The 22,165-nt window shown below is 57.0% G+C and carries 19 protein-coding genes; all 19 read right to left on the bottom strand.

Annotated elements, in window-relative coordinates; genetic code table 11:
* Window positions 1-232 precede the first annotated feature (232 nt).
* The 19 genes from galF to wzc all read right to left on the bottom strand — a co-directional run bounded on the left by galF (window position 233) and on the right by wzc (window position 22,163).
* Window positions 233-1,129 carry a GalU regulator GalF gene (gene galF, locus LRS40_RS14920; RefSeq protein ID WP_231311925.1) on the bottom strand — a complete coding sequence of 299 codons (897 nt, stop codon included), beginning with the start codon at window positions 1,127-1,129 and terminating at the stop codon, window positions 233-235.
* A gap of 178 nt (window positions 1,130-1,307) precedes the next feature.
* Complete coding sequence (gene wcaM, locus LRS40_RS14915) at window positions 1,308-2,693, bottom strand: colanic acid biosynthesis protein WcaM (protein ID WP_231311924.1); 1,386 nt, start codon at window positions 2,691-2,693, stop codon at window positions 1,308-1,310.
* 13 nt (window positions 2,694-2,706) lie between these two features.
* Complete coding sequence (wcaL, locus tag LRS40_RS14910; protein WP_231311923.1) at window positions 2,707-3,927, bottom strand: colanic acid biosynthesis glycosyltransferase WcaL; 1,221 nt, start codon at window positions 3,925-3,927, stop codon at window positions 2,707-2,709.
* Window positions 3,924-5,204 carry a colanic acid biosynthesis pyruvyl transferase WcaK gene (wcaK, locus tag LRS40_RS14905; protein WP_156264201.1) on the bottom strand — a complete coding sequence of 427 codons (1,281 nt, stop codon included), beginning with the start codon at window positions 5,202-5,204 and terminating at the stop codon, window positions 3,924-3,926. The genes wcaL and wcaK overlap by 4 nt, the downstream gene beginning before the upstream one ends.
* Window positions 5,205-5,261: 57 nt before the next feature.
* Entirely contained in the window at window positions 5,262-6,740 is a 1,479-nt protein-coding gene (wzxC, locus tag LRS40_RS14900; protein ID WP_231311922.1) for a colanic acid undecaprenyl disphosphate flippase WzxC, read from the bottom strand.
* A 1-nt stretch (window position 6,741) separates the two neighbouring features.
* Window positions 6,742-8,136 carry an undecaprenyl-phosphate glucose phosphotransferase gene (gene wcaJ, locus LRS40_RS14895; protein WP_142486375.1) on the bottom strand — a complete coding sequence of 465 codons (1,395 nt, stop codon included), beginning with the start codon at window positions 8,134-8,136 and terminating at the stop codon, window positions 6,742-6,744.
* Window positions 8,137-8,185: 49 nt separating this feature from the next.
* Entirely contained in the window at window positions 8,186-9,556 is a 1,371-nt protein-coding gene (gene cpsG / locus LRS40_RS14890) for a colanic acid biosynthesis phosphomannomutase CpsG (RefSeq protein WP_156264203.1), read from the bottom strand.
* Between the two features lie 109 nt (window positions 9,557-9,665).
* Entirely contained in the window at window positions 9,666-11,102 is a 1,437-nt protein-coding gene (gene cpsB, locus LRS40_RS14885; protein ID WP_231311921.1) for a mannose-1-phosphate guanyltransferase, read from the bottom strand.
* Between the two features lie 3 nt (window positions 11,103-11,105).
* Window positions 11,106-12,329, bottom strand: coding sequence for a colanic acid biosynthesis fucosyltransferase WcaI (gene wcaI / locus LRS40_RS14880; RefSeq protein ID WP_231311920.1), 1,224 nt, complete (start codon window positions 12,327-12,329; stop codon window positions 11,106-11,108).
* On the bottom strand, window positions 12,326-12,799 hold the full coding sequence (locus tag LRS40_RS14875; RefSeq protein WP_142486379.1) for a GDP-mannose mannosyl hydrolase: 474 nt from the start codon (window positions 12,797-12,799) through the stop codon (window positions 12,326-12,328). The genes wcaI and LRS40_RS14875 overlap by 4 nt, the downstream gene beginning before the upstream one ends.
* A gap of 2 nt (window positions 12,800-12,801) precedes the next feature.
* The gene (locus tag LRS40_RS14870; protein ID WP_231311919.1) at window positions 12,802-13,767 is read right to left on the bottom strand and encodes a GDP-L-fucose synthase; all 966 of its coding nucleotides are present in this window, start codon (window positions 13,765-13,767) and stop codon (window positions 12,802-12,804) included.
* 2 nt (window positions 13,768-13,769) lie between these two features.
* Window positions 13,770-14,891 (bottom strand): GDP-mannose 4,6-dehydratase, encoded by a 1,122-nt coding sequence (gene gmd / locus LRS40_RS14865; RefSeq protein ID WP_106993498.1) that lies wholly within the window; start codon window positions 14,889-14,891, stop codon window positions 13,770-13,772.
* A gap of 27 nt (window positions 14,892-14,918) precedes the next feature.
* Window positions 14,919-15,467, bottom strand: coding sequence for a colanic acid biosynthesis acetyltransferase WcaF (wcaF, locus tag LRS40_RS14860; protein ID WP_156264207.1), 549 nt, complete (start codon window positions 15,465-15,467; stop codon window positions 14,919-14,921).
* Window positions 15,468-15,482: 15 nt separating this feature from the next.
* Window positions 15,483-16,229, bottom strand: coding sequence for a colanic acid biosynthesis glycosyltransferase WcaE (gene wcaE / locus LRS40_RS14855; RefSeq protein ID WP_142486382.1), 747 nt, complete (start codon window positions 16,227-16,229; stop codon window positions 15,483-15,485).
* 11 nt (window positions 16,230-16,240) lie between these two features.
* Window positions 16,241-17,461, bottom strand: coding sequence for a colanic acid polymerase WcaD (gene wcaD / locus LRS40_RS14850; RefSeq protein WP_231311918.1), 1,221 nt, complete (start codon window positions 17,459-17,461; stop codon window positions 16,241-16,243).
* Entirely contained in the window at window positions 17,436-18,653 is a 1,218-nt protein-coding gene (wcaC, locus tag LRS40_RS14845) for a colanic acid biosynthesis glycosyltransferase WcaC (RefSeq protein ID WP_156264208.1), read from the bottom strand. The genes wcaD and wcaC overlap by 26 nt, the downstream gene beginning before the upstream one ends.
* Window positions 18,650-19,138: a colanic acid biosynthesis acetyltransferase WcaB gene (gene wcaB, locus LRS40_RS14840; protein ID WP_142490002.1), complete on the bottom strand. Its 489-nt coding sequence runs from the start codon at window positions 19,136-19,138 to the stop codon at window positions 18,650-18,652. Before wcaB ends, wcaC begins: the two co-directional genes overlap by 4 nt.
* Before the next feature lie 2 nt (window positions 19,139-19,140).
* On the bottom strand, window positions 19,141-19,980 hold the full coding sequence (wcaA, locus tag LRS40_RS14835) for a colanic acid biosynthesis glycosyltransferase WcaA (protein WP_231311917.1): 840 nt from the start codon (window positions 19,978-19,980) through the stop codon (window positions 19,141-19,143).
* A gap of 20 nt (window positions 19,981-20,000) precedes the next feature.
* Window positions 20,001-22,163: a tyrosine-protein kinase Wzc gene (wzc, locus tag LRS40_RS14830; RefSeq protein ID WP_231311916.1), complete on the bottom strand. Its 2,163-nt coding sequence runs from the start codon at window positions 22,161-22,163 to the stop codon at window positions 20,001-20,003.
* Window positions 22,164-22,165: the final 2 nt, after the last annotated feature.

Below are 22,165 nucleotides of genomic sequence, written 5' to 3'. Positions count from 1 at the left end.
TGTCACCATTCCCTGGCAAACTCTCGGCAGGGTGGCGTATAAGTCAATTAATAATTGTCGTCTTAAATGCTTGCAGAAACAAGGGGAAAAAGCTGTCTGCCAATACAAAAAAACAGCAATTAACCCACTGAAACTTAAGAATATATTTAAAAAAGAAAACGGCAGTGTCATTCTTACAGCTTATGAAAGCCTGGAATGATCCACTGCCGTTTAGTCAACAACCAATCAGATGTTAGTCGTTGGTTAAAAGTTTCTTCATGCTTTCCCGGAACTTCTGCCCTTCTTTCAGGTTACGCAGGCCATACTGTACAAAGGCTTGCATGTAGCCCATTTTTTTACCACAGTCGTAGCTGTAACCGGTCATCAGCATGGCATCGACAGACTGCTTCTTCGCCAGTTCCGCGATAGCATCCGTCAGTTGAATACGATCCCAGGCGCCTGGCTCGGTACGTTCCAGTTCGGCCCAGATTTCAGCATTGAGCACATAGCGGCCGACGGCCATCAGATCGGAGTCGAGAGTCTGCGGCTGATCGGGTTTCTCGATAAACTCAACGATACGGCTGACTTTACCTTCTGAATCCAGCGGCTCTTTGGTCTGAATGACAGAGTATTCGGACAGATCGCCTTTCATACGCTTCGCCAGCACCTGGCTGCGACCGGTCTCGTTGAAGCGTGCAACCATAGCAGCAAGGTTGTAGCGCAGCGGATCGGCAGAGGCGTTGTCCAGAATAATGTCCGGCAGAACGACCACAAACGGGTTATCGCCAACGACAGGGCGTGCGCACAGGATAGAGTGGCCAAGCCCCAGCGGCTGCGCCTGACGCACGTTCATGATGGTCACACCTGGCGGGCAGATGGACTGCACTTCCGCCAGCAGCTGACGCTTCACGCGCTGCTCCAGAAGGGCTTCAAGTTCATAGGAGGTGTCGAAGTGGTTTTCTACCGCATTCTTCGAAGAATGGGTCACCAGAACGATTTCTTTGATCCCTGCAGCAACAATCTCGTCGACGATGTACTGAATCATCGGCTTGTCAACGATCGGCAGCATCTCTTTAGGAATGGCTTTTGTGGCCGGGAGCATATGCATGCCCAGACCGGCTACCGGAATAACCGCTTTCAAATTAATCATATTTCTTCCACCTTAAAATGGTTGCCGAATTATAGCTCTTTAGCCTGGTTTCGCCAGCACGATTTGCTACAAATCAGGCGTAGATGTTACGCCGGTGCCTTACGAATACCAGTGGATGCAGTCTGAATCCGCGCGCTTTAATTCCAGGAATCCTCGCAAAATGCCGTCTGGTTAATATTTAACGCTTCGGCAGACTAAAATTCAGCCGCTCCGTATTAATCGTATGCTGATCGATGCGGTCGATATCCACCGAGCTCTGCCCCTTCTCATTAATCGCCTTAATGTTCGCCAGCGAGAGCAGCGTCTCTTCGCGAGCCATAAATTTCCCGCGCACATCCTTGCGCAGATCGAAATTCAGCTTCAGGGCCGGCCCTCTGTCTGCGTCCTGCATCACGTTGATATTACGCATAAAAAGATGCTGCGGTTTATTATGTAACTCAAGCGTGGCGCGCTTCATCTCGAGATTGGTGATCGCCACGAACGAAGTGGCATTGCCGGAGGAGATCTGTATTCCGCGCAATTTTCGTGCAAGGTTATGATTGTCGAGGTGAATATTGTTCAGGCGAAAATTCTGCGGTATCGACAAATAATCGCCTTTGATCACCCCGTAGCCAATTAACATCCCCGCGCTCTCGACCATTTCAACATTATCGATGACAAAATTATCGCAGCCATATATCGCTACCGTTGCGTTATCGATCCCCGCTTTTTTGCTGAAGTCCGGAGTGATATTTCGGGCTTTAACATTACGGATAACAAAGTGTTTACCATTCTCAACGTGCACTAACTGGCGGCAGTTGCTGCCGGTGATATTGGCCACCACAAAGTTCTTCACCGCCTGGTCTTCCGGGTAGGCATTGTCATAGGTGCTTCCGGCCAGGCCAATGCCGATCCCCCAGTTAATTTTACCGTTGGTGCAGTCGATATGGTCGATAACGTGGTCTGAGATCAGGATGTTCTGGTCGTTGATCGCCACGTTCCACTCAATGGCATCGCCCTGTAGATAGCTGAAGTGGCAGTTGGTAATTCTGGCGCCATCTACCTGGTTGTGGAACCCCTGACGCAGGATCGCATAGTTCGCCTTCGTGACCCGCAGATTGTCGATCAGCAGGTTGCGCATCACCCGCGGTTTTTTACCGCCGATGTAAATCTGGGTTACCGGGCCATAGCCGCTCATGGCCAGCCCCTGGATCACGCAGTCGGAGCCGCGAACGTCGAGGGTGATGTTTTCGCTGCGCCCCTCCCCTTCCCCAATCACTTTACTGCCATCCTGCAATACCAGCCGCCCCCGTCCGTTGCCGGTCAGCGCGCCGCGGATGCGCAGGGTTTTGCCCTCGGGGATAAAGATGGCGGTGTTGATGTTGTCGCAGGTGAGCCCGGCGGGTACCACCACGGTGTCGCCGTCGGTAAAGGCCTTTTTGAAGGCTGCGATCCAGTCACGATGGTTATACCGGCTGATATCCACCGTGGCGCCGCTCGCGGCGGCACGCACGCCTGTCATGGATGCGGCGGCCAGTACGGAACAGGTGGCGACAAAGGCGCGTCGCGTCATCTCTTTCGGCATATCGCCTCCCTTTTTAAAGCGTCTGTAGCAGAGTGGCTAACTGCCGGTTGATCAGGTGTTGATTAAAATCGTTCTCGACTTTCCGGCGCGCATTGTGCAGCACGGGCGAGAGCTCATGGTGATCCAGCGCGGCGAAGCGCTCCAGCTGCGTGGCCAGCGCCTCGGGGTTGTTCTCTTCCACCAGCCAGCCGGAGTGGCCGGGTTCGATCAGTTCAGGAATGCCGCTGTGTACCGTGGAAACCACCGGGATCCCCACCGCCATCGCCTCCATCAGCGCCACCGGGATGCCTTCCATATCGCCATCCGTGCCGGTGACCGACGGCAGTAAGAAGATATCGGCGGCATCGAGCATGGCTTTGACCTCATGGCTGGGCTTGAACCCCGGCATCTCGACATACTCCTCCAGCTCGTACTGTTCGATCAGGGTGCGCAGGCGGCGCTCCCAGGGGCCAATGCCGAGAATACGATAGCGAAAAGCTACCCCGCGCGCTTTTAGCTGCCGGCAGGCCTCGATCGCCACGTGCAGCCCTTTTTTCTCGGTCAGGCGTGCCACTGAGATAATCTCCAGCGGAGTTCCCGGGGCCTTCACCGGTCGTTGGGTAAAGCGATCCATATCCACGCCCATGCGCGAGACGGTGATTTTTTCGGGCGGGCAGCCCATATTTTTGAGCCGTCCAGCCCAGAGATCGCTTATCGGCAGCATCATATCGCCACGCTGAAACAGGCGTTGATACTCCGGGGTGTAGTGCGCCAGTACCTCCCGGCTGGAGATGTCGATCCCGTGGAAGACGGTAGCAATTTTCCCCTCTATAACCCCCAGCTCGCGCAGTTTGGCGGCCGTTACGCCCGCCGGACCAAAGTGGGCGATAAACACATCGGCGCGCCAGGGCCGTGCCGTCTGGCCGCAGATAGCGGAGAGGATCAGGTTGCGCGATTCGGCGCCATAGCGGGAAACATTCAACGCCCTCCAGGTGCCGGGGCGATGCAGCCCGCGCAGGGTCTGGCGGGCGCGGTAGCCCAGTTTTTCCAGCTTGCCCTGCGGCTCGTCCTGCAACCAGCGGGTTTTGCTGGCCAGGTCGTACTGCGTCCAGGCGGCGTGGGTATTTTGCGTATCGCCCTTTTGCAGGGCGACGATCTCCACGTCATAACCCATATCAATAAACGCGGTGATCTGGTTCAGCACAAAAGTTTCTGACGAGAGCGGGAATTTCAGCAAGAAGAAACCAACCTTCATTTGCCCTCCCCGACCCGATCCAGCACCGATTTCACCATCCTGATGCCGTTCTCACGTTCGGCTTTCACCGCCACCGCGAGGCGTTCGTTGATGGCCGGCAACTGGCCGAGGGTGTCGCCCACCATCGCGCCCAAGGAGCCATCCAGCAGATGGCGAATATCCACCGCCATCTCCGGCATCCCCAGCTGCTGCATGATCCCGGCAGACTTGTGTTCATAGTTAATGGCAATGGCCGGGGTGCCAAAGTTCATGGAGATGATCGCGGAATGCAGACGGGTGCCGACGGTCAGATCGCAGGCCCCCAGCAGTTTGCCCATCTCGAGGTCGTTCAGTTCGTCCATCACCACGTGATAACGGGACGGATCGCTGACGTGCTGGCGCAGGTTGAGCGCCACCATGCGGTCATCTTTGTTGTAGCTGTCGATCCCGGTACAGGTGGAGAGCGCCAGCACCTGATAACCACTGTCCAGTACCCGGTTGACCACCTCAGCAAAGGCCTTTTCGTAGGCCGCCTGGGTGGTGCCCAGACGTTTGTCGAACGGGGCCAGTTCGCGCAGGGTAATGGCGACGGTTTTTTGCTGCCCCACCACGTTCAGCCAGTGCTGCACGGCATAGCTCGGGGTAAAATTTGCCTCCTGATGATCCACCAGCCAGGCGGTGTCCACACCCTGCTCCACTTTGGTGGTATCGATCTCGCTGCGCTGCATCAGATTCAGACTTACCGACTCACGCAGGATCAGGGCATCGCAGTGGCCAAATACATAGTTAGCCAGCTGGTTGAACTGCGGATCCTGGAACGGCCCGACGCTGTGGCCGACCATAAACAGCGGCTTTTTCGCCATAAAGGTACAGAGCGCATGCTCAAACTGCGGCACGCCGTAGAGGTCAACGAAGAAGGAGCCGCCCACCTGGATGATGGCGTCGTAGCCGGAGAGCAGACGGACAAAATCAGTAAAGCCCTGGGCGATAGCAATGTTGCGCAGCTTGCCGGTGTCGGTCACGCGGGACAGCAGCACCTGGTGCTGATAGCGGCGGCGAAGGACCTTTTTCACCCGCCCCATCACGCCTGCGGCATTGTTATGCTGTTTCATCTGGCTGTAGAGCGGATCGCCCATCACCGGACGGTTCAGCAGCCAGGAGGAGCTCACCGGGTAGCGGCTCATCACATCAACTTCGGTCTCCGGCGACAGAGCGTAAATGGCATCCAGCAGGCCGCGCAGAATGGCGCTGTCACCACGGTTACCACAGGTATGGTTGCCCAGAATCAGTAATTTCATAATAACCTCTTAAAAGATTCCCCTCCCCAAAGGGTGAGGGTGAGGGGGAGGAAATAATTAGCCTGCGCGAAGCAGCATTTTAATCTTTTCGTTGCGGCAGAACTGACGCTTGATCTCCACCACCAGCGCATTACGCGACAGCACGATCATCACCGCGAAGGCCAGCGCACCGGCTGCCACCTGCACCGCCAGCAGCGCCGCCAGCGGCAGTTGGCCGTTAAGGGCGATACCCAGGCCATAGCTCACCGCCAGCGTCGGCAGCGACAGGTAAAACGGCAGCCACAGGCTCAGGATGTACTGACGATAGCTGGAGCCCAGCACCGGCTTAATCATTACGAAGTAGCTCAGCACGGTATTGATTATCTGCACCAGCAGGAAGCCCAGCGTTACCCCCATCGCGCCGGCCTGATGGCCGCCGATGACGATCGCCGGGATAAACAGGAATGTTTTAAACACATTGAATTTGAAGCTGATATCGACGCGGGCTTTGGCCATTAGCAGGGAACCAATCGGGTTACCAACCGAGCGCAGCAGCCCCACCACGCACAGCAGCTGCAGGATCGGCACAATGCTGACCCACTTTTCACCGAACACCAGCGGCACCAGATTTCCGGAAACCACCATCAGCCCCAGCAGGGTCGGGAAGTTAATGATCCCCACCACCGACAGCAGCTTGTAGAAGTTGATCCGCAACTTTTCAGTGTCGTCCTGAATTTTGGCAAAAGCCGGGAACAGCACGCGGGTGATGATCGGGTTAAGCTTCATCGGCGGCACCACCGCCACGTTGTACGCCAGGTTATAGCCCCCCGCCACGCTGGCCCCGAGGATGCGCGCCAGTACTAAAGTGGAAAGGTTGGTGTTGACGTAATTGATGATGCTGTCGGCGGTCAGCCAGGCACCGAAGCGCAGGTTGGACGATACCGAAGAGAGCGAGAAGTGGAAGCCAGGACGGTAAATCTTGCGGCCAAAGTAGCCGAACAGCAGGGTGCGTACGGCAGAGTTCACCAGATACCCGAGGATCGCGGTCATTGCCAGCGGCCAGAAATGGGCGCTCACCACGGTAAAGGTAAACCCGGCCAGCACCGCGCTGGTCTCGATCATGCCGATTTTGCTGAACTCCAGCTCCTTTTGCATCAGGGCGCGGAACTGCTGCCCGTGGGGGATCACCACAAACGCAAACGACAGGGCGCGCATCAGCGGGGCCAGCTCCGGGTTATTCAGCGCGTCAGCAATAACATCACTGAGCAGGAAAAGTGCGACAAATACCAGCACCCCAAGGCCAACGTTTAGCCAGTAAAGGGTAGTCAGCTCCAGCTGGCTGATCTCCTTACGCTGAATAATCGAGTTGGCGATGCCGAAGTCCGACAGCGTATCGGCCAGAGCGATGATCACCAGCGAGACGGTCAACAGGCCAAACTGGTGGTTATCAATAATGCGCGCCAGCACCGTCATCTGCACCAGCCCGAGGCCGATGATGATCACCGTGGCGATAGCCGACCACTTTGCTCCGCTGAGGGTTTTTTCACGTAAGCTCATGTTAGTACGCCGCTTTATTCACGAAGCCCTTGAAGACGGTGAGAAAAACGATTTTGATATCGAACCAGAGGCTCCACTCACGGATGTACTCCAGATCGAACTCAATGCGTTTTTCCATCTTCTCCAGGGTGTCGGTTTCACCGCGCCAGCCGTTGATCTGCGCCCAGCCGGTGATGCCCGGTTTCACTTTATGGCGCAGCATGTAGCCTTCAATCAGGGCGCGATACTGCTCGTTATGTGCCACGGCGTGCGGACGCGGGCCGACAATCGACATGCCCCCGGTTAACACATTAATAAACTGCGGCAGTTCGTCGAGGGAGGTGCGGCGCAGGAAGTTACCGACGCGGGTGACGCGCGGGTCGTTCTGCGTCGCCTGGGTCACCACCTCGTCGTTTTCCATCACCTTCATGGAGCGGAATTTCCACACCATGATCGGCTTACCGTCCATGCCGTAGCGGGTCTGGCGGAAGATCACCGGCCCTTTTGAGGTGAGTTTCACCGCCAGGGCAATGGCGCAGAGCACCGGGGAGATCAGCAGCAGGATCATCGAGGAGAGGACGATGTCCTCCGCGCGCTTCAGCACCCGGTTGAGCCCGGAGAGCGGCGTGTCATACAGCGGCACCACCGGCACGCCGTTTACCTCTTCAATGCGGGAATGCAGGATGTTAAAGGTGAAGACATCAGGGATCAGGATCACCGAGCAGGTAGTATCCGCCAGTTTGCGCATCAGGGTTTTGATTCGGGCTTCGTCGCTCATCGGCATGGCGATGTAGACGTTGTGGATCTTGCCGGCTTTGGCATCGTCAATCAGCTGGGAATAATTACCGGCCCAGTCAGCAGAGACACCGCCGGGCTGCGCGTCGTGATAGACCCCGACCACGTCAAATCCCAGCCACGGCTCCTTGCGAAAACCGTCCAGCAACGCCAGTCCCGCGGGCATACTCCCGGCCACCGCCACCCGGCGAGTGTTGTAGCCGCGGTTACGCAGCCAGCCCGCGCCATAGCGGATAAGCGATCGGCAGACCACCATCCCCACGCTGGTGAGCAGGTACCAGGCAAAATAGGTTGCAAAGCGATTATCAAAGTCGTTGTTAAACGCCACCAGCCCGAAGCTGAAGACCAGGCTTAAGGTCCAGTTCTGCAACAGCAGCAGGAGCTCGGTGGCGATCTTGACGCCACGCCATGAACGGTAGAAGTCGGTCATCCCGCCGATCATCTGGAAGACCACCAGCGCGATCAGCGCCATCAGCAGGTGCATGTAGAGGAAAGGCAGCCCGCTGAGTTTACACACCATCCACAAGCCACCGAACATGATGGTGATATCAGAAAAACGCTGCACCATAGAGATTAACGATGCATTCGTTTTGGCTCGCTCGCGCTTTTTTAGATTTGTCATCGTTGTTCCTGTTTCAGGGTCCCCTCCCCCGTCGGGAGAGGGGCAAGGATTACTGATTCAACAGCGCCATAATGTCCTGCGTTCGCGCCGCCATCAGCGCCGCATCGGCGCGGGATTCCACGTTCAGGCGCACCACCGGCTCGGTATTCGACGAGCGTAAATTGAAGCGCCACTGGGGGAAGGTCATGCTGATGCCGTCGGTACGGTCGATCTCCAGCGCGTGCAGAGCGAAGTGGTTCTCCACCCGGGCAATCGCTTCGGCCGGGGCCGCGAGGGTGCTGTTGATCTCCCCGCTCGCCGGGAAGGCCGCCATGCGGTCACGCACCAGCTCACCCAGCGACTGGCCCTTCAGGCACAGCAGTTCGGTGACCAGCAGCCACGGGATCATCCCGCTGTCGCAGTAGGCAAAATCGCGGAAGTAGTGATGGGCGCTCATCTCGCCGCCGTAAATCGCGTCTTCTTCGCGCATCCGCTCTTTGATAAACGCATGGCCGGTCTTCGACATCACCGGGGTACCGCCCGCCGCCGCGACCACATCCACCGTGTTCCAGGAGAGACGCGGGTCGTGAATAATGCGCGAGCCGGGGTTTTTCTCGAGGAAGGCTTCCGCCAGCAGGCCGACGATGTAGTACCCCTCGATAAACTGCCCTTTCTCGTCGAACAGGAAGCAGCGGTCGAAATCGCCGTCAAAGGCGATGCCCATGTCCGCGCCGTGCTCAATTACCGCGTTGCGGGTGTCGGCCCGGCACTCCGGCAGCAGCGGGTTCGGAATACCGTTCGGGAAGGTACCGTCCGGGGTGTTGTGAACTTTGATAAAGGTCACCGGCACGTTAAGCGCCTTAAAGCGGGCTTCCAGGGCATCCACCACCGGGCCTGCCGCGCCGTTACCGGAGTTGATCACAAGCGTGAGCGGCTTGAGGTTCGCCAGATTGATGTAGCCCAGCAGGTGGTCGATATAGGCCTCACGCAGATCGATAGTTTTATAGCTGCCGCGCTTCGCCTCGTTCACCGGCGGGAAATCGTTGGCTTCCGCCAGACGCTGCACGTCGCGCAGGCCGGTGTCGCCGCTGATCGGACGAGCCCCTTCGCGCACCAGCTTCATGCCGTTGTAGTCCATCGGGTTGTGGCTGGCGGTGACTTCGATACCGCCGTCGACGCCTAAATGGAAGGTGGCAAAGTAGATCTCTTCGGTACCGGACAAACCGATGTCCAGCACGTCGACGCCCGCGTCCTGCAGCCCTTTCGCCAGCGCCAGCTTCAGGGATTCGCTGGTCAGACGCACGTCGCCGCCCAGCACAATGGTTTTCGGCTTTAAGTATTCGCCGTACGCGCGGCCAATGCGCCACGCAATGTCCTCATTCAGCTCTTCACCGAGCTTGCCGCGAATATCGTAGGCTTTAAAACAGGTTAATTTTTGCATCATTACCCCTTATTCAGGCAACAGTTGGCCCGACCCGGACAGGGCCAATTAAATTTTTATCTTTTCGTAGGCCCGGTAAGCGCAGCGCCACCGGGCAAATGCGTAAGCGCTATACGCGCCCGTAACGATCCTCAAAGCGGACAATATCGTCCTCTTCCAGGTACGAGCCGGAGCGCACTTCAATCAGGTCGAGCGGGATTTTCCCCGGGTTTTCCAGGCAGTGGGTCGCGCCCAGTGGGATGTAGATCGATTCGTTTTCCCCCAGCAGCGTCACCACCTCGTCGATGGTCACTTTGGCGGTACCCGCCACCACCACCCAGTGCTCGGCGCGGTGATGGTGCATCTGCACCGACAGCCCCTCGCCCGGTTTAACGGTGATGCGTTTGACCTGGTAGCGATCGCCCTCGTCGATGGAGTCGTATTTGCCCCATGGACGGTAGACTTCGCGGTGAATGTGGTGTTCATGGCGGCCATCGGCCTTAATCTGCTCCACCACTTTTTTGACGTCCTGCACCGCGTTGCGATCGGCAATCAGCACCGCGTCTTTGGTCTGCACCACCACCAGATCTTTGACGCCGACGGTGGTCACCAGCCCGGATTCGGCATAAACGTAGCTGTTCTCGGTTTTATGGCTGATCACATCCCCGTGATGGACGTTGCCTTCCGGGGTCTGGGCGCTGATCTCCCAGAGCGATGACCAGGAGCCAACGTCGCTCCAGCCCGCATCCATCGGGACCACTACCGCATCAGCGGTACGTTCCATTACCGCATAATCCACCGACTCTTCCGGACAGGCGAGGAACGCGGCTTCATCGACGCGAATAAAGTCCAGATCCGGGTCGACGGTTGCCATGGCTTTTTCGCAGGCATCCAGGATATCCGGACGGAACTTTGCCAGCTCTTCCAGATAACGACCAGCGCGGAACAGGAACATGCCGCTGTTCCAGTAATATTCACCGCTGGCGACGTAGGCCTGGGCGGTTTCCATATTCGGCTTTTCGACAAACTGCGCCACGTCAAAGGCCAGGCTGTCGCCCTCGCCCGGCGTGACGTTGCCGCGGCGAATGTAGCCATAGCCGGTTTCCGGCAGATCCGGCACGATGCCGAAGGTCACCAGCTTGCCGCTTTCGGCATAGGGAATGGCTGAACGCACGGCATCGCGGAAGGCCTCTTCCTGCTGGATCACGTGATCCGCCGCCAGCACCAGCATCAGCGGATCGCAATCCGGGCTGCTGCGTTGCGCCGCCAGCGCCGCCAGGGCGATGGCCGGGGCGGTGTTGCGCCCGGCAGGCTCAAGAATGATGTTTTCGGTCAGCTTGTTCAGTTGACGCAGCTGCTCGGCGACGATAAAGCGGTGCTGTTCATTACAGATCACCACCGGGCTTTCACAATTCACGCCATTCAGACGATTAACCGTCGTCTGCAGCATGGTGAGTTCCCCTTTCAGGCAGAGGAACTGTTTTGGATAGAGCACGCGGGAGAGCGGCCACAACCGGCTGCCAGAGCCACCTGCCATTACCACCGGGTACAACGTATTTTTACTCATGATTTATCCCCGAATATCTGCAATAAACTGGCTCAGCACGTTCTCTTTCTCGAGCGTGCGTTCGGCATAGTCACGGGCGACCCTGTTCTCTTTGGGCATCGTCAGCGCCTGTTCGATCCCGGCCACCAGCGCGGGCACCGACTCGGGCTCCACGCACACGGCGATCCCCGGCAGGGTGTCGCACAGCTGGCCCAGCTCGGTGTGGGCTTCGGCGGTGATCACGGCGTTGCCGCCTACCGCCAGAATGTTGGTCAGCTTTGAGGGCAGAACCGCATCCGCCGCGCCGCGCTTCTGCACCACCAGATGGCAGTCGGCCATCTTCAGCAGCGCCGGTAAGGCGTCGTAAGACTGCAGCGGGAAAAACTGAACATTCTGCAGGCCGCGCTCGCGGGCCATTTTCTCCAGCCGCGCTTTACCGCCTCCCTGGCCGACAATCACAAACTGCCAGGGCTTATCGCTGAGCGCTGCGGCGGCGTCGATGACGTTCTCCAGCCCCTGCTTCTCACCGATATTGCCGGAATAGAGCACAATCTTTTGCGCTTCAGCCAGACCCAGCTGCGCGCGCAGCGCCGCCACGTCTTCAGGCGTGATGTCGCGAAAACGCGCCACTTCAGACCAGTTAGGGAAGAAGATCACCTTCTCTGCCGCCACGCCCTTCTCCTGCGCCTTGTTCATCATTGAGCGGGAGATGGTTGAGACATAATCCACGTTGTGCAGGCCGCTGCGCTCGAAGGCGCTGGCCAGTTTCGCGACTTTGCCGCCCTTGCCTTTGCCCGCCATGCCCAGACCGAGCATGGCGTCCACTTCATAATCCTGAATGTGCAGCAGGGTGCGGGCCCCGGAGAGTTTGCCCAGCAGGCGCATGCCCGGGGTACAAAACAGGGTCGGCACCACGCCGATAATGCGATCCGGCTTCCAGCGACGTTGCGCCATCAGCGGGAAGAAACTGCTCAGGGCAAAGCTGCCCAGGTGAATCAAACGCTTTAAGGTTGAGGGCTGCTTAGGCACGTACAGCGGGCAGCGCCAGACGGTGGCAGCCCCCTCTTCACGGCGGTAGCGCCAGCTTGAATAGCGCTCGCCCACTTTCCATTCCGGGTAGTAAGGCGGGGCCGTAATGACCCGCACCTCATGACCCTGGCTGGCCATCCACTCCACCATCTCGCCGGTGTATTTGCCGATACCGGTCAGTTCGGGAGAGTAGTTAATGCCGTACACGAGGATCTTCATAGTCCCGGTACCCCAACCTGATCCAGAAAATAGGCCCGGCTGTTGTCATGCACGTTATCGCTTGCCAGCAGGGCGTCCGGTTTCAGCCAGCGGTAGTCGTCGTGCTGGGAATCAGGCAGACGCAGGTCTGCCTGATTCACCTGCAGGCGATACCCGATCACCACGTAGTGGGTGGTGAAACCGGTGCCGGAAAAGTTGTCGTCATAGAAGTGCTGCCAGACCCCGTAGAACTGCCCCGCCGTCATCGGCAGGCGCAGCCCCAGCTCCGCCTCAGTGAGACGCGCGAAAGCATTTTCCAGCGTCTCGTCTTTCTGCACCCGCCCCCCCGGCACGAACCAGTAGCCCTGCGCCGGACGGTTGGTACGCTGTCCGAGCAGGAACTCGCCCCGCTCGTTCTCCACAACCAGATCGATGGAGATCAGCGGCGTGGAACGCACCACAGTGGCAAAATCTTCCTGACTTAAAAACATATCTACCCCCGGAAGCGCTGCTGGTTTTCCAGGAACCACTGGTAAGTGCTGGCCAGCCCTGCGGCCAGCGTCACCTCATGGAACCAGCCCAGCTGATGCAGACGGGTCACATCCAGCAGCTTACGCGGCGTGCCGTCGGGTTTGCTGGCGTCGAAGGCCACGCGCCCCTTGTATCCCACCACCTGAGCGATGGTCTCGGCCAGCTCGCGAATGGTGCAGTCCACCCCGGTGCCGACGTTGATATGCGACAGCATCGGCTCGGTGTTCTCCTGCCACACCTCGCGAGCCAGCTCCATCACGTGAATGCTGGCGGCAGCCATATCATCCACGTGCAAGAACTCGCGCATCGGCGTGCCGCTGCCCCACACCACCACTTCCGGCGCGTTGCTGACGGTCGCCTCGTGAAAACGACGCAGCAGCGCCGGGATCACGTGCGAGTTGCTCGGGTGGAAGTTATCGTTCGGGCCGTACAGGTTGGTCGGCATCACCGAGCGATAGTCGCGACCGTACTGGCGGTTATAAGATTCGCACAGCTTGATCCCGGCAATCTTGGCGATGGCGTAGGGCTCGTTGGTGGCTTCAAGGGTGCCCTGCAGCAGCTCGCTCTCGGCGATCGGCTGTTTCGCCATCTTCGGATAGATACAGGAGGATCCGAGGAACAGCAGCTTGTTCACGTTATGCAGATGCGCAGCGTGAATGATGTTGCTCTCGATCATCATGTTTTCGTAGATGAAGTCCGCCGGGTAGGTATTGTTTGCAACAATACCGCCCACTTTTGCCGCCGCCAGATAGACCTGATCGATACGCTGTTCGGCAAAGAAGGCCTGTACCGCGCCCGCATCCAGCAGGTTCAGTTCATCACGATTGCGCAGCACCAGTTGAACGTTGCCGCGCTGTTCCAGCTGGCGGACAATCGCGGAACCCACCATCCCGCGATGACCGGCAACAAAAATTCGTTGTTTGCTCATACTCAGGACTCCAGCGCGATGGCAACCTCGTAGCCATGGGACTTGAGCAGGGAGTGTTTCTTCGCCGCTTCAAGATCGTGGGCCACCATCTCTGACACCATCTCCTGGAGGGTGATTTCCGGCTTCCAGCCCAGTTTTTCGTGCGCTTTGCTTGGGTCGCCGAGCAGGGTTTCCACTTCAGCAGGACGGAAGTAGCGCGGGTCAACCTGAACAATCACATCGCCCGGCTTCACGCCCGGTGCGTCATGACCGGTGACGGAAACGACGATACCTTTCTCTTCCACGCCGGTGCCTTCAAAGCGCAGTTTGATACCCAGCTGGGCTGCCGCCATCTCAACGAACTGACGTACGGAGTACTGCACGCCGGTGGCGATAACGAAGTCTTCTGGTTTTTCCTGCTGCAGCATCATCCACTGCATTTTCACGTAGTCTTTGGCATGGCCCCAGTCACGCAGGGAGTCCATGTTGCCGAGGTGCAGGCAGGATTCCAGACCCTGGGCAATGTTGGCGATAGCGCGGGTGATCTTACGGGTGACGAAGGTTTCGCCGCGGCGCGGGGATTCGTGGTTGAACAGAATGCCGTTACAGGCGTAGATGCCGTAGGACTCACGGTAGTTCACGGTGATCCAGTAGGCGTACATTTTAGCCACGGCATACGGCGAGCGCGGGTAGAACGGGGTCGTCTCTTTCTGCGGGATCTCCTGCACCAGGCCATACAGCTCGGAGGTGGACGCCTGGTAGAAACGGGTTTTCTTCTCCAGACCAAGGAAGCGAATGGCTTCCAGCAGACGCAGGGTACCCATCGCATCCACGTCGGCGGTGTATTCCGGGGATTCGAAGGAGACCGCTACGTGGCTCATCGCGCCCAGGTTGTAGACCTCATCCGGCTGCACTTCCTGCAGAATACGGGTCAGGTTGGAGCTGTCGGTCAGGTCACCGTAATGCAGGTGGAATTTCGGGTTTGCTGCATGCGGATCCTGGTAGATATGATCCACGCGCTCGGTGTTAAACGAGGAGGCACGACGTTTGATTCCGTGCACTTCGTAGCCTTTTTCCAGCAGGAGTTCCGCCAGATAAGAACCATCCTGTCCGGTAACGCCGGTGATGAGAGCGACTTTAGACATGTTTATTTTCTCCAGACTTATCAGAAGTTATTCAGTTTCAACGCGTTCGCGTATCGCCACTGCGGGATTGCCACGGCAAAGCTTATTTGCCGGTAGCGATTTAAAAACACTGCTGCGCGCACCTACAACGGTGCCATCGCCGATGGAAACGCCGGGCGCGACAAAGACGTCGGTCGCCAGCCAGCATTTCTCACCCAGGGTGATGGGCTGCGCATTAATATCAAAATGTTGACTCATATAATCGTGACTGCCGGTACAGAGATAACACTTTTGCGACACCACCGAATTGGCACCAATCGAAATATCACCCAGCGTATATAACACCGCGTCGTCGCCCACCCAGGCGTTATCCCCTAAGGTTAATTTCCACGGGTAGGTAATTTTTACCGACGGTCGAATCACTGCGTTTTTTCCGATTTTTGCGCCAAACAGGCGTAATAAAAAGGCGCGCCAGCGGTACATTATTTGTGGTGACCAGGCAAATAACGTTGCCTGCACTGCCCACCATAACTGCACCTTAATACCGCCTGCGCCACGAAAACCTTTTGGCACAGAGAAGCCACTTAATTCCTGCATTGTGTTTCCTTATATTCAGGCTTTGTTATATAAGGCTTTGGTTTTACCCGTCGTTTTCAGACGTAATAAATAAGATAATTCCGCGAGCACGCCCGGCATGCGCAATATCTGGCGCTGCACTTTTTTTGCATCCTGGCATAATTCAAGATTATTCGAGGTTGACACCCCGCCCATCGAAAATTCAGAGACCAGGCCCGGCAGTCGTTTAAACGGATAACCGGCTTTATACATTCTGGCGGTCAGGGCGTAATCTGACGAGACGCGATACTGCAGATCGTAGGGGTACGTTTTTAATCCACTCAGGGGAAAGAAAATCGCCTGATGGCTGGCCGGCAGGCTGTGGTAAATATACCAGCCCGGCTTCGCTGCCCTGCGGACTTTATTGCCGTCGCCAAAATCGAGTAAGGCGTCGCCCATGACCATGGCGTTACCCTGCACCCGGTTGAGCTGGCGTACAAACTGCGCCACGTCGTCATGAAAAATATCGCCGGAGTTGAGGAAGATAGCGTAGCGCCCCTGGGCCATATCGATGCCTTTATTCATCGCATCGTAGATACCGCGGTCCTTCTCGCTGACGTAACGTAAGTTGAACTCCCCGTTCAGTTTTTCGAGAAACTCCGCCGTGCCGTCGTTCGAACCGCCATCCACCACAATCCATTCAAAGCTGAGGCTGGGATCGCGGGCCAGATTGCGCAGCGACCGCCAGGTTTTTACCACGCCGTCAAGGTTACGGAAGGCAACAGTAATAACGCTGAGTAACATAAACCACCTCGTTATGAATGCGTAATATTAAGCGCCTTGCGCAAAATAAACGGGCAAACAATTAAGAATGCGTACTCCGGGCTAAATATTGACCCGGTAAAAAACAGCGACACCGGCGTAAAAAGATAAAGCTGTACGCGAAAATTCTGATTATCACCAAAGGCGCTGATCGTCATTTTGAAAACTTTGAACAGATACCACGCCGTTAATAACACTGCGAACCAGGAAAAATAAATAATCAGCAGATACAAGCCATTGTCTATGGTTTTTCCGACATCCGCACCGTTAAAGATTCCGAATGATGCGACATATTCATAAAGTGAGCCAAATCTGACAACGCCATCAATATGGGTTAAAGAGTAACCCACCATCACCAGTGGACCGATAATACGGTAATAGGATGACGATCCTTCGGTTCCTAAATCACCCAGACGCTCGGAAATATACGGGAAGGCGAATACCACCCCGACCAGAAACACTGACAATGAAATGATCGCCAAAGGTAACTTTTTCTTGATGGCCTCTTTATTCAGATACTGGAACGCCCACTCCAGGAGGTAAAAAAGAATAAAGGTCATTACCCCGGAGAACGATCCAGACAGGACTATTCCTGCAAGAATCATAGCATCGCTCTTGGGCGTTTTGATACCAAACTGTTTGATGCTGAGCCAAATTGAGATTAACGCCAGAGCGAAGAATGCCGGTTCGAAATAGAGTGCCGTGGTACGCTTGCCGCCAAATTTAATGAAATTCAGTACATAGCTATTACTGTAAATAAGATATTTCGAAATTATTTCCATCAGGCTACTGCCGCCCGTCAAAATAATTTGCGCCATCTCCAGCGCCGCTATCATAACAATGATGCCGATGACCAGATAAAAGAACCTGAGGATCTTCCGATAATTGTGCGGCGAGATAGTTTTAAAACGAATACTCCATACCATACCGATAATGATCACGATATAGACGAACAGCATGGTAGAGGTGACATATTTGCTGGCGTCCAGCGACTGACCAAAGATGTAGTTAAAGGTCGTCAGCCCGACGCCCAATCCCAGCGCAATCATCAACTTTTTCACGCTAATCTTGTCGACGAACAGCAACAGCAGCAGCGGTAAAAAAGTGACGATGGTGATGGGGAAGCTCTCACCCAGCTGGGCAATTTTGACGTTGACCAGCAGGTAGATCAGCGGCAGCAGCAGATAGCTACAGATTCTGATAGAACGAGACATACTCCTCCAGCATCTGTTGTCCACTGTAGGCCTGGCGGCTGCGGGTGCGGAACGATTCCAGGTCAGTGCCAAAAACCGCCTGGGCGATCTCCGCCTTCGACAGCTGCACCAGCGGCAGCACCTCGTTTTCACTGAAGGTTTTGCCCCCTGATTTCTCCAGCACTTCCCGGGCGGCGTCACTGTGGGTAGCGATCACCGGCACCCCGATGGAGAGCGCCTCGCACAGGATCAGCGGGTAGTTATCAACCCGGGAACTGAACACCAGCGCGTCCATACCGTTCAGGGCGCTCATCAGCTTGCGCTTGTCGGTTTCGAAGCCGTGGTTGATCACGTTGGCGCCGTCAAAGGGCGAAAACTTGCCGAAGGTGTGCAGTTCGACCTTATCGCCAAGGGCCATGATCTGGCGCACCAGCTGCTGGTTGGTCTTACCGTCGTAGCGCAGGTCGTGGGCCACCACCGCGATTTTCGGTTTGCCCGGCGTGACGGCGACCGGCGTCAGCTCCGCCAGAATGGCTTCCGTCGCCACGTCGATACCGTTGTTGATGATGCGGCAGCGCCCTGCTCCGTACAGGCTGTTAAAGGCGTCGGCCACATGCTGGCTGGGGGAGATAAACTGGCAGCCGAGCGCCAGCATGTCGCGGAACAGCTGGCGTTTACCCGCCACCAGCTGGTGGGCGCGATCCACCTTCACCGGGGGATAGTTGCCGAGCGTCGGGCACTTCTGGCAATTGTCTTTCCAACCTTCGCAGCCGTCGGTAAAGGCACAGCGGCCGGTGACGCTCCAGTGATCGTGCAGGGTCCAGACGAAGGTGGTATCGGGCTTATGCGCCTGCACCTTTTGACAGAAGGCCACCACCTCCTCCAGCTTCAACCAGTAGCTGTGCAGCACGTGAAAATGCAGCACTACCGGGCCCGGCGTGCGGGTCACGGTGCGATACAGGTTGTTAAGGTTGCCGAAAAGATCGCGGTTAAACAGACGGAACAGCGCAATATTCGCCACCGAGGTCAGCCGCGGGGTGTGTTTCACCACCTGCGGGTAGCGGTCGTGGCTGACGCTCTTCTTGCCGCCCTTGCCGTAGCCGTAGATAAAGCGCGACTGGAGCCCTTTTTGCAGCGCGCGCTGGTGCAGATCCAGCGCCACCCCTGCCGCCCCGCCCTCGGCGAGACGCACGTTAAATTGCAGAATATTCATTTTATTACCTTCACCCGGGCCTTCTCGCCCACCACCAGCGCGTTGTCCGGGATGCTATCGAGCACCACGCTTCCCGCTCCCACGGTGACGTTATTGCCCACGGTGATATCGCCGATCATCACCACGTTGGCGCCCAGCTCAACGTTATTGCCGATCACCGGGCAGGCCAGGCTGTCCGGGCCGCGGTTGCCGAGGGTTACGCCGTGACGGATGGTAAAATCATCCCCGGCGACCACGAACTTATTGATCACCACGGCATAGCCGTGGTGAATGGTAAAGCGCCGTCCGATGGTGGCCGCGGCCTGGATTTCGTAGCCGAAGAAGCACTCGGTGATGATGCGGTACAGCACCAGCACCGGGGCCGCCCACAGATTGTTGAGGACGTTCTTTTTGCGCCAGACGGAGCAGAAATGTGCCACCCGGTAGGCCAGCACCATGCAGCAGGGGCGCAGGCTCCAGCTGTTTGCGCGACAATCTTCCAGCACCATTATTTCCCCCGCAGTCCGTCAGCCAGGCGCTTGCCGTTACGCACCGAGATCAGCGTCAGCAGCGTGCGCCAGTTCATGCGCTTGTTGCGGATCTGATACAGGGTAAACAGCTGATACTTACGGCTGGCGCGGTCGAACTTGTCCCGGTGCTTGCGGTAGAAGTGGAAGTAGCCGGAGAACTTTTTCGGCGAGGAGGTGATCTGCATCTCCCCGTGGTTGATGTGCAGGATCTGCGTCGCCTCGTCCACCTTCCAGGGCTCGCCATACTCCATCACCATCCGCAGGAAGATGTCGTAGTCCTGAGCGGCCTTCAGTTCGGTATCGAACAGGCACTCCTTAAAGCGCCATGCCCAGGTAAAGACCTGATTGCCGATGATGTTGCGCTTGTAGAACAGGTGGCGCGAGTATGGCGATTTCGGGTAGAGCGGCAGGCTGGCGGGCTGGGAGTAGACCTCCCCTTCGCAGACATAGTCGTTGGCATAGAGGAACGCATGGGTCACCAGATGGTGCTGATGCGCCAGGAAGGTAGAGAGCCGGTTCGGCGTCCATTCGTCGTCATCGTCAATGCCGGTCAGGTACTGGCCGTTGGCCTGTAGGATCGCCTGGTTGCGTACCGCACAGGCGCCAGAGTTGATGGCGTTGTGGGTATAGACTACGCGCGGATCGTTGAGGTCAGTAACAAACTGCTGCAGCTGTTCCCAGGAGGAGGAGCAGTCGTCAACGATGATCAATTCCCAGTGGTCGTAATCCTGGCGCAATACCGACTTTATCGCACGGATCGCCAGCTGCTGACGGTTCCATGTCGGCATATAAATAGAAATCAAAGGGCGTGGTGTCATGGTATTCCCCGAATGGCTCATTACTTGCTGTCCGATTTATATTCGTACTCGTAATATCCGTAATCCTGATACCCGGTAGCGCGGCGGAAGATGGAGTTGAGGATCACCCCTTTCACCGCAATGCCGTTCTGCTCAAAGCGGCTGAGGCTGGTCTCGACCTCTTTCAGGGTGTTCACCGCATAACGCGCCACCATCAGAGTGGTACCCGCGTGGCGACCAACAATCGCCGCATCGGTCACCGCAAGGATTGGCGGGGTATCGATCAGCACCAGGTCATAATTCTCGCTGGCCCATTTCACCAGCTGGGTGAAACGCTCGCTCATCAGCAGTTCCGACGGGTTCGGTGGCACCTGCCCACGCGAGACGAGGTCAAAGTTAGGGATGGAGGTCGGTATCGCGCACTGGCTGATATCCCCCTTGCCAAGCAGGATGTCCGACAGCCCGTTTACGTTGTTGGTGCCCAGCAGTTCGTGGGTGTAGCCCTTACGCATATCGCAGTCGATCAACAGCACACGCTTGTTGGTCTGACTGACCACCGCCGCCAGGTTGGCGCAGACGAAGGTTTTACCGATCGACGGGCTGACCCCCGAGAGCATCAGCACGTTGTTGCTGGCCTGCATCATGGCGAAGTGCAGGCTGGTGCGCAGGCTACGAATGGCTTCGATGGCCAGATCCGTCGGGTTACCCACCGCCAGCAGTTGGCTCTGTTTGTAACGTTTAACCCCGTTCGTGGTTTTGACGTTGTCACGGGTTTTCTGCCATTCCGACAGCGGGATGCTGGCGTAGACATTGATGCCGTGCTCTTCCAGCACCTGCGGGCTTTCGATCCCACGGTTAAACAGGGAGCGCAGCAGGACCCCAACGATAGAGAGCATCAGGCCGAGAATGATGCTGCCGAGAATAATCAGCGCCTTCTTCGGCTTCAGCACGCCGGGCTGGGTGATGGCCGGATCGACAATCCGCACGTCGCCAACGGTGCTCGCTTCGGTGATCTTCAGCTCCTGCTGTTTGTTCAGCAGCTGCATATAGACCTGCTGACCGGACTCCACATCGCGGGTCAGACGCAGGATTTCCTGCTGGGTTTTTGGCATCGCGGTGACGCGACCGTTGAGTTTCGCTTTTTCCTCTTCCAGCGTCTGGCGTTTTTCCAGCAGCGTGCGGTAGGCAGGATGGCGTTTGGTGTAGAGTTTGGAAATTTCCGCCTCTTTAAAGGTCAGCTCGTTGAGCTGGGCGTCGATGTTGACCATCGAATCCAGCACTGACTTAGCCTCCAGCGGCAGGTCGACGGAATCTTTATCCTGGCGGAAGGCGTTGAGCTTGTTCTCGGCCTCATCCAGATGACCGCGCACCTCCGGGAGCTGTTTGGCAAGGAAGTCGAGACTTTTTGACGCCTCTTCCGACTTGCGCTTCACGTTTTGTGCCTGGTAGTTGCGGGTGATGCTGTTGAGAATGTCGCGGATCTTATCCTTGTCTTCCCCGGTAAAGTTCAGCCTCAGCACCCCGGTATCTTTCCCGGTTTCGGTGACCGTCAGGTTGCCCTGCAGGTTATTGATCATCCCCAGCATTGAGAATTTGCTGACGGTAAATTCGCTGCCGCTCTCGGCATGAATGGCGCTGACCATCATGCTCACGCCGTCTTTCGTCAACATTTCACCCACCTTGCCGCGGGCGCTGAACCCGGCGTCGCTGGTGAGCTGATACTGATCTTTGCCCAGCACCTCGAGGGTGAAGACCTGGCTGGCCCCCCCGGCTGGCAGCGTAAAGGTGGTCACTTTGACGGTATCGTTCTGACGGCCCATCAGCCGATCCCAGCCTGCGCCAAACACCGGGAAGGTGTTTTTGCTGACGCCGATATCGAGATCCAGATCGTCCACGGTTTTACCCAACACCAGGCGGGACTGAATCAGCTCGATTTCCGCCTGCGAGGCGGGCGGCTTGTTCGCCAGCGCCGAACCAATGTCCTGCACCAGCGAACTGCCGCTGTTCTGCTCAATTTGCACCAGCGCGTCGGCGCTGTAGATCGGGGTGGCAAAGAGGGTGTAAATCACCGCCGCAACGGCAAATACCGCGGTGATCCCTATCACCCACCAGCGCGCCTCAACCACGGTGCCGATCAGACGACCAATATCAATTTCATCACTGCCCGCACTCGGGGCGGCAGAAGGTTTTACGTTTGCTGTCATTA

The organism is Leclercia sp. G3L, assembly GCF_021117075.1.
GTDB lineage: Bacteria > Pseudomonadota > Gammaproteobacteria > Enterobacterales > Enterobacteriaceae > Enterobacter > Enterobacter adecarboxylatus_C.
Note: the sequence above shows the minus strand (reverse complement) of the source record. Positions and strands in the feature narration are given on the sequence as shown.

Coding starts and splice junctions, on each gene's coding strand:
- cpsG (WP_156264203.1), bottom strand. CDS start 9,556: ATGCAAAAATTAACCTGTTTTAAAGCCTACGATATTCGCGGCAAGCTC.
- wcaC (WP_156264208.1), bottom strand. CDS start 18,653: ATGAATATTCTGCAATTTAACGTGCGTCTCGCCGAGGGCGGGGCGGCA.
- wcaI (WP_231311920.1), bottom strand. CDS start 12,329: ATGAAGATCCTCGTGTACGGCATTAACTACTCTCCCGAACTGACCGGT.
- galF (WP_231311925.1), bottom strand. CDS start 1,129: ATGATTAATTTGAAAGCGGTTATTCCGGTAGCCGGTCTGGGCATGCAT.
- wcaE (WP_142486382.1), bottom strand. CDS start 16,229: ATGTTACTCAGCGTTATTACTGTTGCCTTCCGTAACCTTGACGGCGTG.
- wcaF (WP_156264207.1), bottom strand. CDS start 15,467: ATGCAGGAATTAAGTGGCTTCTCTGTGCCAAAAGGTTTTCGTGGCGCA.
- gmd (WP_106993498.1), bottom strand. CDS start 14,891: ATGTCTAAAGTCGCTCTCATCACCGGCGTTACCGGACAGGATGGTTCT.
- wcaM (WP_231311924.1), bottom strand. CDS start 2,693: ATGCCGAAAGAGATGACGCGACGCGCCTTTGTCGCCACCTGTTCCGTA.
- wcaJ (WP_142486375.1), bottom strand. CDS start 8,136: ATGACAAATCTAAAAAAGCGCGAGCGAGCCAAAACGAATGCATCGTTA.
- wzc (WP_231311916.1), bottom strand. CDS start 22,163: ATGACAGCAAACGTAAAACCTTCTGCCGCCCCGAGTGCGGGCAGTGAT.
- LRS40_RS14875 (WP_142486379.1), bottom strand. CDS start 12,799: ATGTTTTTAAGTCAGGAAGATTTTGCCACTGTGGTGCGTTCCACGCCG.
- wzxC (WP_231311922.1), bottom strand. CDS start 6,740: ATGAGCTTACGTGAAAAAACCCTCAGCGGAGCAAAGTGGTCGGCTATC.
- cpsB (WP_231311921.1), bottom strand. CDS start 11,102: ATGAGTAAAAATACGTTGTACCCGGTGGTAATGGCAGGTGGCTCTGGC.
- wcaL (WP_231311923.1), bottom strand. CDS start 3,927: ATGAAGGTTGGTTTCTTCTTGCTGAAATTCCCGCTCTCGTCAGAAACT.
- LRS40_RS14870 (WP_231311919.1), bottom strand. CDS start 13,767: ATGAGCAAACAACGAATTTTTGTTGCCGGTCATCGCGGGATGGTGGGT.
- wcaK (WP_156264201.1), bottom strand. CDS start 5,204: ATGAAATTACTGATTCTGGGCAACCATACCTGTGGTAACCGTGGTGAC.
- wcaA (WP_231311917.1), bottom strand. CDS start 19,980: ATGACACCACGCCCTTTGATTTCTATTTATATGCCGACATGGAACCGT.
- wcaD (WP_231311918.1), bottom strand. CDS start 17,461: ATGTCTCGTTCTATCAGAATCTGTAGCTATCTGCTGCTGCCGCTGATC.